General features: G+C 64.6%; 14 protein-coding genes. 10 read left to right on the forward strand and 4 right to left on the reverse strand.

Annotated features, from left to right (window positions below; translation table 11 throughout):
- Genes BMW87_RS09405 through BMW87_RS09415 form a run of 3 tightly spaced genes read left to right on the forward strand, consistent with a single transcriptional unit; the run spans position 1 to position 2,128 of the window.
- Positions 1-894 carry a dihydrodipicolinate synthase family protein gene (locus BMW87_RS09405; RefSeq protein ID WP_093075921.1) on the forward strand — a complete coding sequence of 298 codons (894 nt, stop codon included), beginning with the start codon at positions 1-3 and terminating at the stop codon, positions 892-894.
- Positions 895-903: 9 nt separating this feature from the next.
- A complete protein-coding gene (locus tag BMW87_RS09410) occupies positions 904-1,686 on the forward strand; it encodes an amino acid ABC transporter ATP-binding protein (RefSeq protein WP_093075922.1) in 783 nt (260 codons plus the stop codon).
- 31 nt (positions 1,687-1,717) lie between these two features.
- Positions 1,718-2,128, forward strand: coding sequence for a DUF3830 family protein (locus BMW87_RS09415; protein WP_093048441.1), 411 nt, complete (start codon positions 1,718-1,720; stop codon positions 2,126-2,128).
- Positions 2,129-2,149: 21 nt separating this feature from the next.
- Here the strand turns inward: BMW87_RS09415 and BMW87_RS09420 are convergent, their stop codons facing one another.
- The 3 genes from BMW87_RS09420 to BMW87_RS09430 form a co-directional block, all read right to left on the reverse strand.
- Positions 2,150-3,502, reverse strand: a complete 1,353-nt coding sequence (locus BMW87_RS09420) for an ABC transporter ATP-binding protein (protein WP_093075924.1) — start codon at positions 3,500-3,502, stop codon at positions 2,150-2,152.
- 2 nt (positions 3,503-3,504) lie between these two features.
- The gene (locus BMW87_RS09425) at positions 3,505-5,247 is read right to left on the reverse strand and encodes an ABC transporter permease (protein WP_093048433.1); all 1,743 of its coding nucleotides are present in this window, start codon (positions 5,245-5,247) and stop codon (positions 3,505-3,507) included.
- Positions 5,248-5,386: 139 nt separating this feature from the next.
- A complete protein-coding gene (locus tag BMW87_RS09430; protein ID WP_093075925.1) occupies positions 5,387-6,418 on the reverse strand; it encodes a LacI family DNA-binding transcriptional regulator in 1,032 nt (343 codons plus the stop codon).
- A gap of 151 nt (positions 6,419-6,569) precedes the next feature.
- On the opposite strand from BMW87_RS09430, the gene BMW87_RS09435 reads away from it, so the two are divergent.
- The 6 genes from BMW87_RS09435 to BMW87_RS09460 are packed head-to-tail and all read left to right on the forward strand — an operon-like array spanning position 6,570 to position 11,564.
- Positions 6,570-7,436 carry a dioxygenase family protein gene (locus BMW87_RS09435; protein WP_093048427.1) on the forward strand — a complete coding sequence of 289 codons (867 nt, stop codon included), beginning with the start codon at positions 6,570-6,572 and terminating at the stop codon, positions 7,434-7,436.
- Between the two features lie 22 nt (positions 7,437-7,458).
- Positions 7,459-8,223: an SDR family NAD(P)-dependent oxidoreductase gene (locus BMW87_RS09440; protein WP_093075927.1), complete on the forward strand. Its 765-nt coding sequence runs from the start codon at positions 7,459-7,461 to the stop codon at positions 8,221-8,223.
- Entirely contained in the window at positions 8,220-9,125 is a 906-nt protein-coding gene (locus BMW87_RS09445) for a beta-keto acid cleavage family enzyme (protein ID WP_093075928.1), read from the forward strand. The genes BMW87_RS09440 and BMW87_RS09445 overlap by 4 nt, the downstream gene beginning before the upstream one ends.
- Positions 9,122-10,129, forward strand: a complete 1,008-nt coding sequence (locus BMW87_RS09450) for a quinone oxidoreductase family protein (RefSeq protein ID WP_256216708.1) — start codon at positions 9,122-9,124, stop codon at positions 10,127-10,129. Before BMW87_RS09445 ends, BMW87_RS09450 begins: the two co-directional genes overlap by 4 nt.
- 20 nt (positions 10,130-10,149) lie before the next feature.
- The gene (locus BMW87_RS09455) at positions 10,150-10,506 is read left to right on the forward strand and encodes a cupin domain-containing protein (protein ID WP_093075930.1); all 357 of its coding nucleotides are present in this window, start codon (positions 10,150-10,152) and stop codon (positions 10,504-10,506) included.
- A 59-nt stretch (positions 10,507-10,565) separates the two neighbouring features.
- Entirely contained in the window at positions 10,566-11,564 is a 999-nt protein-coding gene (locus BMW87_RS09460) for a Bug family tripartite tricarboxylate transporter substrate binding protein (protein ID WP_093075931.1), read from the forward strand.
- 132 nt (positions 11,565-11,696) lie between these two features.
- Here BMW87_RS09460 and BMW87_RS09465 read toward each other — a convergent pair whose 3' ends face one another.
- On the reverse strand, positions 11,697-13,250 hold the full coding sequence (locus BMW87_RS09465; RefSeq protein ID WP_143062571.1) for a hypothetical protein: 1,554 nt from the start codon (positions 13,248-13,250) through the stop codon (positions 11,697-11,699).
- 434 nt (positions 13,251-13,684) lie between these two features.
- On the opposite strand from BMW87_RS09465, the gene BMW87_RS09470 reads away from it, so the two are divergent.
- Positions 13,685-13,975: a co-chaperone GroES gene (locus tag BMW87_RS09470; RefSeq protein ID WP_007835162.1), complete on the forward strand. Its 291-nt coding sequence runs from the start codon at positions 13,685-13,687 to the stop codon at positions 13,973-13,975.
- The last annotated feature ends 28 nt before the right edge of the window (positions 13,976-14,003 follow it).

Here is a 14,003-nt window from a genome sequence, read left to right on the forward strand (position 1 = left end):
ATGGCTGATTTCCGCGGCACCTACACCATCATGGTCACGCCCTTCGACGCCGACGGCGCGGTCGACGTGCCCACGCTCGAGCGCTATGTCGACTGGCAGATCGAATCCGGCATCCACGGCCTGATCCCGCTCGGCTCGACGGGTGAATTCATGTCGATGTCCGACGACGAGATCGAGCTTGTCGCCAAGACGGTGATCGACCGCGCCGCCGGCCGCGTGCCGGTGCTGATCGGCACCACCGCCGAAGACACGCGCGCCGCCGTGCGCCTGAGCCGCCGCGCCGAGGCGCAGGGCGCCGACGGCGTGATGGTGCTGCCGCCCTTCTACTGCACCCCCACCGACGACGAACTGTTCCTGCACTACAAGACCATCTCCGACGCCATCGGCATTCCGATCATGGTCTACAACAACCCGGCCGTTGCCAACGTCGACCTGAAGCCGCCGCTGGTGGCGCGGCTCTCGCAGATCGACAACTGCCGCTACATCAAGGAATCGACGCTGGAAGTGACCCGCGTGCGCGACATCATGCGGCTGTCGGACGGCCGCATGGCGGTCTTCGGCGGCATCATGGGCTTCGAGTCGTATGTCGAGGGCGCAGTGGGCTGGGCCGCAGTGCCGTCCAACGGCGCTCCGGGCGAAATGGCGCGCCTGTACGACCTCGTCATGGCCGGCCAGCTGGCTGAGGCGCGCGAGCTGGCGTTCAAGCACTTTCCGATGATCGACTTCGTCGCCGGCCAGTCGTACGTGGCGGGCACCAAGGCCCTGCTCGCGGCCATGGGCCTGCCGGTCGGCGCGCCGCGCCCGCCGCGCCTGCCTATAGGCGCCGAGGGCATCGCCGCGGCGAAGCGCCTGGTCGACGAACTCGGCCTGAAGATCCGAACCACCACCGCCTGAGGTATTCCCATGAGCGCCTTGCAACCGGACACGCCCGCGTCGACCACAGACAATCGGGCCGAACTCGTCATCCGCATGGTCGGCGTGCAGAAGTGGTACGGCGACTTCCAGGTGCTGCGCGACATCGACCTCGAAGTGCAGCGCGGCGAACGCATCGTGATCTGCGGGCCTTCGGGCTCGGGCAAGTCGACGCTGCTGCGCTGCATTAACCGGCTCGAAGAGCATCAGCAGGGGCAGATCGTGGTGAACCGCGCCGAGCTCACCGCTGACATGCGTCGCATCGACGCGGTGCGGCGCGACGTCGGCATGGTGTTCCAGCACTTCAACCTGTTCCCGCATCTCACCATCCTCGAGAACTGCACGCTCGCGCCGGTGTGGAGCAAGAAGTACACGCCGAAAGAGGCGAAGGAAGTGGCCATGTCGTACCTGGAGCGCGTGCGCATTCCGGAGCAGGCCAACAAATATCCGTCGCAGCTTTCAGGCGGCCAGCAGCAGCGCGTGGCCATTGCGCGTGCTCTGTGCATGGGCCCCAAGGTCATGCTGTTCGACGAACCGACCTCGGCGCTCGACCCCGAAATGGTCAAGGAGGTGCTGGACACCATGGTCTCGCTCGCCGACGACGGCATGACCATGCTGTCGGTCACGCACGAGATGAACTTCGCGCGCCAGGTTGCCAACCGCGTGATCTTCATGGACCAGGGCACCATCGTCGAACAGGCAGAGCCGAAGGAGTTCTTCAGCAATCCGAAACACGAGCGCACCCGGCTCTTCCTGAGCCAGCTGCTGCACTGATCAACCCTTACTTACTTTTCTTCAATCACTCATGGCAAGAATTGGCATCGAAGCGGCAGGCTTGCGCTTCATCGCGGAAACGAATCCCGAAGCACCCAAGACCGTGGAGGCGTTCACCAGGCTGCTGCCCTACAGGCAGAAGATCATCCACGTGCGCTGGAGCGGCGAGGGCTGCTGGATTCCGCTGGGCGACTTCGAACTGGGCGTCGGCTTCGAGAACCACACCAGCCATCCTTCGGTCGGCGACATCCTGTTCTACCCCGGTGGCTACAGCGAGACCGAAATCATCCTGGCCTACGGCAGCTGCAGCTTCGCCAGCAAGATGGGGCCGCTTGCGGGCAACCACTTCCTGACGATCGTGGAAGGCAAGGAGCAGCTGCGCGCGCTCGGCAGGAAGGTGCTGTGGGAAGGCGCGCAGGACATCGCATTCGAGCTGCTTTGACTTGAGCAGCCGCAGCGGTCGTCAGATGTGCGCGTCTTCGACCGCATCCCCGTCTTCCGGCACGAACACCATGCCGGTCTTGGCGTTGTAGTCCATCAGGCCCGCGTAGCGACCCCAGGCGATCATCGTCTCGAAGATCTTCTCCGGGTTGTCGTACGGCAAGGCGCTGCCGATGTCCTTGATGACGCGCTCGGCCTCGACTTCTTCGTATTCCTTGAGCAGCGCGATGATGATGTGGAACAGCCGCAGCTTGAAGACCTGCTCCTCGAAGATCGCGCGCTTTCCGAGCCGGTCGGCAGCAACGAACTTCCGGCCGAGCTCGGTGAAGCGCACCTCCTGCCGCGGCGTATCGATCAACTCGAGGATCTCGGCCGCCTTGAGAATGGCGATCGTCTCGCCGAACTCCTTGCCGATCTCGTCGGAAATGTCGTAGATGTTGGACAGGTCCGGCGAGTCGCTGAGGATGCTCATCAGCCCGAGGATCTGCCCCACCGGCACCAGCGGGATCGATTCCATCCGGGTGCGCGCACGTGAGATGGGCTCCCCCTTCACGGGCGTCTCCGGCGGCAGGTCGGGCAGCGTCATCGTGGTGATGCACTCGTGGATCACGCTGACCAGCCGCTGGAACTCGGGGTCCTTGCTGTCACGCGGATAGGGCAGCTTGTTCTCCAGCACGAGGCCGATGCGTCCCGGTCGCGGAAACACGACCACGATGCGCGTGGCCATTTCCACCGCCTCTTCGATGTTGTGCGTGACCATGAAGACCGAGCTGAGGTCGCCGCCCGGGTCGCGCCACAGGCTGATCAGCTCCTGCCGCAGGTTCTCTGCGGTCAATACATCCAGCGCACTGAAGGCCTCGTCCAGGCACAGCAGCTTGGGCTGCGAAACCAGCGCACGCGCAATGCCCACCCGCTGCCTCATGCCGCCCGACAGCTCGCGCGGAAAGGCCGAGTGGTAGTTGCCCAGGCCGATGAGCTCGATCGCCCGATCGACAGCCGCGTCGCGCTCGGCTCGGCCGATCTTTCTGGCCATCAGGCCCACCGCCACGTTCTGCTCGACGGTGAGCCACGGGTAGAGCGCGAAAGTCTGGAAGACCACCGAGGCATCGGGATTCACGCCGTTAAGCGGCTTGCCGTTGGCCAGCGCCCGGCCCGAGGTCGGCACGATCAGGCCCGTGAGGCAACGCAGGATCGTCGACTTGCCCGAGCCGGACTGTCCCAGCAGCGCAAGGAACTCGCCTTCGCTGACGGCCAGGTCGATGTTGTCGAGCACCTTGAGTTCATGGTTTCCTGCAGTCATGAACGTCTTGGTGACGGCACGGAGCTCGGCCACCGGCACGGGCGGCTCCTTCAATGAGGGCGTGGGAGTGTTCATGTTCAGTCCAATCTGAATCGGCGCTCGGCAAAGGCATACAGCCGGCGCCAGATGAGCTTGTTCATCAGCACGACGAAGATCGACATCACACCGATGCTCGCGATGATCAATGGCGTATCGCCCGTCTTGGTGACGTTGGCGATGTACGCGCCAAGACCATCCGCCTGCAGGCTCGTGCCGCCCCATGTGGCGAGCTCGGCCACGATGCTGGCGTTCCATGCACCTCCGGCGGCCGTGCAGGCGCCGGTCACCCAGAACGGAAAGATGGCCGGCAGGATCAGGGTGCGCCACAGGCTCCAGCGGCGCAGGCCGTAGACGCGCCCGGCTTCCTTCAGGTCGTTCGGAATCGCCATGGCGCCGGCGATCACGTTGAACAGGATGTACCACTGCGTGCCCATGGCAATGAGCAGGATGCTGCCCCAGTTGAGGCTGATGTGGCTGGCCACGAAGAAGCCGACGACGATCGGGAACGTCATGTTCACGGGAAACGACGCACCGATCTGCGCCAGCGGCTGGGCGAATCGCGCAACGCGCGGCTGGAACCCGATCCACACGCCGACCGGCGTCCAGATCAGCGTGGCCAGGACTGTCATGGCAGCGACGCGCAGGGCCGTAAGAAAGCCAAGCCAGACGATGTGGCCAAAGTCGGCCAAGGACAGCGCACCGTGCAGCGCGGCAGTGGCCGCCGCCACGGCCCTGAGAAGCTCGATACCGATCCAGATGGAAAGCACGATGCCCACCACCCGCCAGAGCAACTTCTTCCACGACGCCTTGAGCCTCACCGGCATTCGCGCCATCGGAGCCCGCGCCTGAAACACCTTGTCCAGCAACGGGCGCCAGAGGCGCTCGCTGATCCAGGTGAACAGGTAGGCGCCGCGCAGCAGGTTGTAGACCCACGAGGTCGCCGGAGTCGTCGACCCCGTCAGCTCGATCTTGAACTTGTCCGCCCACGCCAGCAGAGGGCGCCAGACCAGCTGGTCGCTGGCCAGGATCAACACGATCATGGCCACCACTGCCCACAGCGCGGCCGTCCTGTCGCCGTTCGAGATCGCCTGCACCATGTACGAGCCCAGGCCCGGCAGCTTGATGTCCTTGTTCATCACGCTGATGGCTTCGCTCTGCGCAACGAAGAACCAGCCGCCGCCGAAGGACATCATCGAATTCCAGATCAGGCTGTGCGCCGATGCCGGCAGCTCGACCGTCCTGAAGCGCTGCCAGCGGGTCAGGCCGTAGGTCGACGCGGCCTCCTGCATGTCGGTGGGAACGGTGACCATCGAGTGATAGAAACCGAAGGCCATGTTCCACACCTGCCCGGTGAAGATGGCGAAGATCGCGGCGCACTCGACGCCGAGCAGGCTGCCGGGGAACAGCGCCATGAAACCCGTCACCGTTGCCGACAGGAACCCCAGCACCGGCACCGACTGCAGCACGTCGAGCGCCGGCAGGATGAAGGCGCGCGCGGTCCGGTTCTTTGCCGCAAGGTAGCCCACGGAAATGGCGAAGAACAGCGAGAAGCCGAAGGCGATCCACATGCGCATCAGCGTGCGACCCGCGTAGTACGGAATCAGGCTCGGCGAGTTGTCGACCTGCGGCACCGCGGCCGGATCGAAATGCACCAGCATGCCCTTGCCGAAGTGCAATGCGCTCCAGAACAAACCCAGCAAGGCCAGCATGACCAGGGCATCGACCCAGCCGAATGCGCGGCGTTCTTCAGTGACGGTGAGCTGCGGAGCGGTGCTTTTCATGCAGGGCGGTAACTCTTGTCAATGAAAGGGTTGCCGGCCATTCTCGTGCCTGGACGATCAAACGGGAATCTGGTCATGAGCGGGAAGCCTATCGCGCAGCGCGCAAAAAGGGCGCAAATTCCTGGACGCGACTCCCTGATCAGCGCGCGGCCGGCGCGCGCGTCGACTTGCGCACCACCAGCTCCGGCCGCAGCACCACGGTCGACGCCGACATCGCCGCCCCGTCGATCTCCGCGAACAGCATCTCGGCCGAGCGCCAGCCGAGTTCGCGGTGCGGCAGGCGGATGGTGGTGAGCGGCGGATCGACCATGTCCACCAGCGGCATGTCGTTGTGGCCGGTGACCGAGATGTCCTGCGGCACGCGCAGTCCCGCCTCGCGCAGCGCGTCGTAGGCGCCCAGCGCGACGAGGTCGTTGCAGCACACCACCGCCTGAGGCGCGGCACCGGCTGCGAGCATCTGCTTCATTGCGGTCGCGCCCGCCTCGCGGCTGTAGCTCGCGCACTCGACCACGCGGAACGGCTTCATGCGGTGGTCGCGCAAGGCCTGCTCCACGCCCAGCGAGCGGCCCACGCCGGTGGGAATGTTCTGCGGCCCCGCGAGATGCGCGATGCGCTTGTGGCCCAGGCCGACGAGGTGGTCGACCGCGAGCTTCATCGCGAGCCGGTCGTCGCTGACCACGGCCGGCAGGCGGCCGGTTTCGTCGGCGCGGTTGACCAGCACCGTGGTCAGGCCGGCCTTGACGACGAAGTCGACCAGCGGGTCGTCGCGCGTGGCGGTGGCCAGGATCACGCCGTCGACGCGTTGCGCCAGCATGCGTTCGAGCACCGGCCGCGCGAGCGTGGGGTCGACCACATTGGTGACGAAGACGAAGTAGCCACGAGCCGCCGCGCTGGCTTCGATGCCCTGGAGGATCGGCGGGAACACCGCGTTCGTGATGTCGGGCACCAGCACGCCGATGGTGTGGGTGCGCCCGGTGCGCAGCGCGGAGGCCGCGCGGTTGGGCCGGTAGCCCAGGCGCTGCGCCGCTTCTTCCACCACGCGCAGCACCTCGTCGCTGATCAACGAACGCTTCTCGGGGCTGAGCGCGCGCGAGACGGTCGACACATGCACGCCGGCGGCACGGGCGACATCGCGGATGGTCACGGGGGAGGAAGTCGGGCTGGTGCTCATGATTTGTGCAAACGATTGTCGTGCGTGTCAGGTGCTTGGGGCGGCTTTTCCTATTCATGACCTGCGGAATGTGGTCATTTTACTTTTCGACGATCTGGCGTAATATCGTGCAAACGATTGCATGAATCACGTAGATTGCACGAGACTCACCATGAACATCGCCACCTCCCCCGACTCGGTGCTGGGCTTCGCGCTCGACGCCATGAAGCGAACGCCCGACCCACGGCTGCGCACCGTGATGGATGCGCTCACCCGCCACCTGCATGCCTTCGTCCAGGAGGTGAAGCTGACCGAGGAGGAGTTCGAGCAAGCGCTCGAATTCATCGTCGCCATCGGCCAGGCCACCGGCGAAACCAAGAACGAAGTGGTGCTGGCGGCAGACATCCTCGGCGTCTCCACCGTGGTGGCGCTGCAGAACAACCAGGACCCGCACGGCGAATCGCCGGCCGCGCTGCTTGGGCCCTTCTGGCGCGCGAACTCGCCGGCCTGCGCACCGGGCGACAACATCGCGCGCTCAGGCACGCCGGGCATTCCGCTCGCGGTGACAGGCACGGTGCGCGACGCACAGGGCCAGCCTGTGGCCGACGCCACGGTCGACGTGTGGCAGGCCTCGCCCATCGGGCTCTACGAGAACCAAGACCCCGAGCAAGAAGACATGAACCTGCGCGGGCGCTTCAGCACCGATGCCGAGGGGCGCTTTCACTTCCGCAGCGTGCGGCCGGCCGGCTACCCGGTGCCTACCGATGGACCCTGCGGTGTGCTGCTGCGCGCGCAACAGCGCCATCCGAACCGGCCCGCTCACCTGCACTTCATGGTGAGCAAGCCGGGCCACAAGGTGCTGATCACGCAGGTGTTCGCCGATGACGACGAGAACCTGGAGAGCGACCCGACCTTCGGTGTGACGCGCCGGCTGATCGGCCGCTTCGCGCTGGCGCCCGACGGCAAGACCGCCACGCTGCAGTACGACTTCCAGCTCGAGCCGGGCGAGATGAAGTTCCCCCGGCCGCCGATTCCTTGATTCCTCAACTCCTCTTCATCCAATGAGCTTCGATCCTGTTTCCAGACTCGACGGCAAGGTCGCTGTCATCACCGGTGGCCTCGGCGCCATCGGCTACGCGACGGCCACTCGCCTCGCAGCGCTCGGCGCTACCTGCGTGCTGCTGCACCGCAAGGGCGACGATGCGACTGCGCGTGCTGCCGCCCTGCCCTCTGCGCAAGCACAGCGCCACGGCGCGATCCGCGCCGACATCGTCGACACGCCTAGCCTGCAGGCCGCGGCCGCAGAGGTGAAAGCCACGCATGGCCGCTGCGACATCCTGGTCAACAGCGCGGGCCATACGCAGCCCGTTCCCGCCGGTGACCTCGACGCGCTGACCGACGAGCTCATCGACGACATCGTGCGCGCCAACTTCCGCGGCGTGTTCGCGACCATCCGCGCCTTTGCACCGATGCTGAAGGCCAGTGGCGATGGGCTCGTGGTCAACATCTCGTCCATCGCGGGCTTCACCGGCGTGGGCAGCAACCTCGCGTATGTCGCAGCGAAGGCCGGGCTGGACGTGGTCGGCGACGCGCTGGCCAAGGCACTGGCACCGGCGGTGCGCGTCGTTTCGGTGTCGCCGGGCGCGGTGGAGTCGGGCTTCGTGCCCGGCCGCGGCGCGGAGTTCGCCAGCAAGATGGCGAGCACCACGCCGCTCGGGCGCATCGGCAAGCCCGACGACGTGGCGGCCACCGTAGAAGCGCTCGCGACGACGATGCGCTTCGTCACCGGTACGCGCATCGTGGTCGACGGAGGGCGTCACCTGTGAACCCGAAGACCCTCATCACATGCGCCGTCACGGGCAACCTCGTGAAGCCGGAGCAGACGCCGCACCTGCCGATCACGCCGGTGCAGATTGCCGACGAATGCCTGGCCGCGGCCGAGGCCGGCGCGGCGCAGGTACACATCCATGTGCGCCATCCCGAAACCGGCAAACCCTCGATGGAAATCGAGCTCTACCGCGAGGTGGTCGACCGCATCCGCCGCGGGAACCGCGAGCTGATCATCAACCTCACGACCGGCCCCGGCGGGCGCTTCATTCCGGGCGAGGACGACCCGAAGATCGCCGCGCCCGGCACCACGCTGCTGCCTCCGGAAAAACGCGTGGAGCACATCGCGCTGATCAAGCCCGACGTGTGCTCGCTCGACCTCAACACCATGAACTCCGGCCCCGACGTGGTGATGAACACGCCGAAGAATGTACGACGCATGGCGAAGGTGATCCGCGAGGCCGGCGTGAAGCCCGAGCTGGAGATCTTCGATTCGGGCGACATCAACCTTGCACTCGACCTCATCGCCGACGGCACGCTCGACGGCCCCGCGATGTGGACCTTCGTGCTCGGCGTGAAGTACGGCTTTGCGCCCACACCGGAGACGCTGCTCTACGCCCGCAACATGCTGCCGCGCGGCGCCTTCTGGAGCGCCTTCGGCATCGGCCGCATGGAGTTTCCGATCGTCGCGCAGGCCTGGCTGCTGGGCGGCCATGTGCGCGTGGGCATGGAGGACAACATCTACCTGGAGAAGGGCGTGCTGGCCGAAAGCAATGCGCAGCTGGTGGCCAAGGCGCGCGACATCCTGCTGAGCCTGGGCGGCGAGATCGCCAACCCGCGCGAGGCCCGCACCATGCTGGGCTTGCCGGAAGCGAGGGGCATGCAAGGGGTTGGGCGATGAGCATCGCAGCCATGCACCCGGCTCACAGCTCCCGCGCATTGCGCGTGAGCGAGAAGGCCGCCAACCTCGACACGCTGCGGCTCGAGGCCGCGCCGCAGCCGGAACCCACGCCACCACCCGGCCACGCCGTGGTGCGCATCGCCGCCGCCGCGGTGAACCCGAGCGACGTGAAAGCGACGCTGGGCATCATGCCGCAGGCTGTCTGGCCACGCACCCCGGGCCGCGACTTCGCGGGCACCGTGGTGAGCGGCCCTGCCGAATGGATCGGCCGCGAGGTCTACGGCTCGGGCGGCGACGTGGGCATCACGCGCGACGGCTCACATGCGCGCTACCTGGTGCTGCCCGAAGCGGCGCTGCGCGCAAAGCCCCGGGGCATTTCGATGGACGAAGCCGGCGCGGTGGGCGTGCCCTTCGTCACCGCCTACGAAGGCTTTCGCCGCAGCGGCATGCCGCAGGCGGGGCAGACTGTGCTGGTACTCGGCGCCAACGGAAAGGTCGGGCAGGCGGCGGTGCAACTCGCTTCGCAGGCTGGCGCGCGGGTGATCGCAGTGCAGCGGCACGCCGGGCCCTTCGAGGGATTCGCGAACGGGCCGGTCGACGTGATCGACGCGCGCCAGCATGCCGACGTGGGCGCGCAAGTGCGCGAACTCACCGACGGGCGCGGCGCGCACATCGTCTACAACACCGTGGGCAGCGCCTACTTCGAGGCCGCCAACAAGGCGATGGCCAAGGGCGCGACGCAGATCTTCATTGCCACGCACGACCGCGCGGTGCCCTTCGACATCTTCGCGTTCTACCGCGGCATGCACACCTTCGTGGGCATCGACTCGCTTGCGATGGACTGCGTTGCCTCCACCGCGCAGCTCGACGCGATGCGCGAGGGCTTCGAGCGCGGCACGCTGAAGCCCTTTCCCGTGGCGCGCCACTTCGCGCTCGACGAAGCCATCGATGCCTACCGGCTGGTGCTGTCGGGCAGCACCGACCGCGTTGTGCTGCGCCCCTGAAACCGCAAGGAACACCCGCCATGCACGTGACCCGTTTCAACGAAGCGCCGCACTACGAGGCGCCCAACCACTTCGACATGCGTTGCCTGCGCCTGCAGGGCAAGGAAGCCGGCCCCTCCACGCAGATGTGGATGGGCATGAGCCAGATCCTGCCCGGCGGCCACACCGGGCTCGACGGCTCGCCGATGGAAAAGCTCTACCTCGTGCTCGAAGGCCAGCTGCATGTGGTCGGTGAGACCGACGGCGTGCACCAGGAAGACGTGCTCGAGCAGTACGACAGCTGCCGCTTCGCACCCGGCGAGAAGCGGCAGCTCGAAAACCGCAGCAACCGCCCGGTGCTAGTGGCGTTGGTGATGCCGAATGCGCCACCGGCCTAGCGCTCGCACCCCCTTCGGTCATTCATTGCTCATCGAACAAATCAACGGAGACAAGACGCATGAAGAAGAAGACTTTCCCCTGGAGCCGCCGACAGGCACTCACCGCGGCCGCGGCGCTCGCGGCCTGCACGCTGGGCAGCAACGGCGCGCTGGCGCAGGGCGCATGGCCGGGCACGCAGCCGATCAAGCTGGTGGTGCCGTTCACGGCAGGCAGCGGCACCGACATCGTCGCGCGCCTCGTGGCCGAGAAGCTCGGGCCGGCGCTGGGCACGAGCGTGATCGTCGACAACAAGCCCGGCGCGGGCGGAACCCTGGGCGCGGCCATCACGGCCAAGTCACCGGCCGACGGGTACACGCTGCTGGTGCATTCAGCGGGGCACCTCGTGAATCCATGGATCTACAAGGGCCTGTCGTACGACACGATCAAGGACTTCACCGGCATCACGCCGATGGCGAGCCTGCCCAACGTGCTGGTGACCGCGCCCGCGCATTTCACGAACGTGCAGGACCTGGTCGCGAAGGTCAAGGCAAAGCCGGGCAGCTTCAACTACGGATCGGCTGGCAACGGCTCGGCCACGCACATGAACGCGGAGGTGTTCCGCCTCGCGGCCGGGCTCGATGCGCAGCACGTGCCCTTCCGCGGCACGCCCGAGGCGATGACCGAGGTGATGTCGGGCCGCGTCGACTGGTTCTTCGCGCCGATGGTGTCGGCGCTGCCGCTCATCAAGAGCGGCAAGCTGCAGGCGCTGGCCGTGGGAACCGCCCAACGCTCGCCCGCCTTGCCCGATGCCCCAACCACCGTGGAAGCCGGCGTGCCAGGTTCGGCGTATTTGTTCTGGGTCGGCCTCTTCGCCCCGGCAAAGACGCCGCAACCCGTGGTGGAGCGGCTTCAGGCCGAGGTCGCGAAGATCATGGTGTCGCCCGAGCTGAAAGAGCGGCTGGAGAAGCTCGGCGCCGAGCCGTTCACGATGCAGTCGGCACAGTTCAACAAGTTCATCGTCGACGAAACCGCCAAGGCGCAGCAGGTGGTCAAGGCTGCGAGCATTAAGGTGGACTGACACGACACAAAGCGGGAAGCCCCGTCCTTCCTGCGCTGCATGAGGTACGCCTCATCTTGTCCGAAACTCCAAGGCCGACAACGAAAGTCTCTCGCCTCAAGAGGAGAGCTGACTCGCCTCATCATTTGGTGCTCAGAGCTTGGCAGGATGAAGGTTCGCAGACGCAGTTGGTCCGCCGAAGCACATCCTCAGGCACTGCAAACGATGACCGAGGTCGGACGACTCGCCTATCTTTCCATCAAACAGCTCTCCCAGCAGCCTCCGGCTCTTGGGAAGATCCATGCCTCCGGTGGCATATTTCAACGCGAGAGTAGGCAACAGCCTGTGCACCTTAGCCAACAACCCCCAGCCCTCAGATTCAGGGAAACGTGCAATCAAGGCGTGACGGTATCGCCAGCCGGTTGCCGGGTTGAAATTGACCGCCAGAATTTTCCCTCCACGTCCCGACCCGTCGATGAATGCTTCCGGGGTGCAGATCAACTCGAAAGGGATCTGTACGTAGGCGGTGTAGTTCGCCATCATGAAGGCTTCGATGCTCGTCATGCGGCCAATGGCATCCTGGCTGTTCGCGGCAAAGACCCTGATCAATTTTCTGTGCTCTGACTCATACTCAAACAGCAAAATGTCAACTCCGTTAGCCTTTCGAATTAATCGGGCATAAACGCCGGTTTCTTTGCGAAAGTTATAGAGGACCAGGGGATGGAGCCTGTCGGGCTGCTGTAATGCGCGCTCGAAGAGCCGCCGAAAGTTCGCCAGCCTGTAAGGTTTTTCGAAGCGGAAACTTCGGGTCTGTTGCGGGTTGTCGATGGTCGGGGCTGGGATTCTCCGAGATTTATCGAAAACCAACAGCAGCTGGTCTGAATCAATTGAAAATTCTGGCATCCATCGAAGATCCTCGGTGTGCCAAATGTGAATAAGGATTGATCGAACAGCACCGTAGCGCTGCATAAGCCGGAGAACTGGAAGCTCGTCGTTCCAAAAGACATTGCCCAATGCAAAACCGCCGTCCATATAGACATGTATATCGCCGCTGGCTCCCATGCCGAAATACCGAGACACCAGCGCCCACAGAAGCGTCGAAAGCTCCCACGGGACTGCTTTGAACAATGAAAGCTTGTCGAGCAGCTGCCCTATATCGGTTTTTTCCAGAGCGGTAGCTTCGGGCGGTGGTTGGGAGACCTCATATGCCTTCTTGCGGCTCTCCGCACCTGACCAGAACACGCGCGGGCTTTCCGCCTCCAACGGCTTCAGCCCCAGAGCTTTGGCGCGCTGCAGGAAAGCATAGGCTTTGTCTATCTTCTTCTCGACGAAGCACTCCACCATCAATTCCCAAAGGCCCAAAGCCTGTTCTTCGCTGATGGAATTCTTTAAGGTCCGAACGCGCTCAACGAACTCCTTTCGCCATATCACCAGATTGTCATTCAACATCTGGAAATTGACGGTATGAGCATCGACAGGGCCTTTTGGCCCATAGTTTCTCTCGAAAAACAAATTGATTTGCTCAATCGATGGTCGCCTTGGTGCAGTCGGCATGAGCCCAAGGACGTGAGCATCGATAGCCTCAGGAAAAGGCCCCTGCATGTAGGTCGCGCAAACTGGGCAGCGAGTGCTGACGGAATATTCGGCCAACTCGTGCCATCCGCCCTTTCCCTCCCGAGTACAGGGGATGCATTTCCACCAGGCCATCGATCACTCCTGTTCTCAATCGTTAGAAAAGCTCCGTCACTCTCGATTCATGTCAATTTGTTACGCGCAAGATTAAGGGCACGGCGGGGACCGGTCCATCACCCAAATTAGGTATCGCGGCGCGCGCGAGGCGTCCGAAAGCAACTCTGAAAGATGCTGGGCCCTACGCAAGCCGATGCCCATCCGCGAGATAGCGAGGTGCACAGGCCTGTCTCGCAACATCGCAAAGAAGTACCTGCGAGCGACCGACGAAACGTCGCGCTACACGAAGCGTACGGAAGTCCGCCCACTTGAATCGTCACCGATTGCCCTTATGATTAGCACTCGCTGCTGATGAGTGCTAACAGCCCTCGCTTCCAGTCGATGGGCTGCCGGCCTCCGGTCCGGCACCCGACCACAAAACCCGTTTCTTATCCATACATCCAGGAGATGCAATGAAACTTCGTCCTTTGGCCGATCGCGTGATCGTCAAGCGTGTTGACAGCGAAACCAAGACCGCCTCCGGCATCGTCATCCCCGACGCAGCCGCTGAAAAACCCGATCAGGGTGAAGTCCTGGCCGTGGGCCCGGGCAAGCGCAACGACAAGGGCGAACTGGCCGCACTGACCGTCAAGGTCGGCGACCGCGTCCTGTTCGGCAAGTACAGCGGCCAGACCGTCAAGGTCGGCGGTGACGAATTGCTCGTCATGAAGGAAGACGACCTGTTCGCGGTCGTCGAGAAGTAATTCAAACATCCCATTCGGAGTAAACAAA

Source organism: Variovorax sp. OV084, from assembly GCF_900111625.1.
Classification (GTDB): domain Bacteria; phylum Pseudomonadota; class Gammaproteobacteria; order Burkholderiales; family Burkholderiaceae_C; genus Variovorax.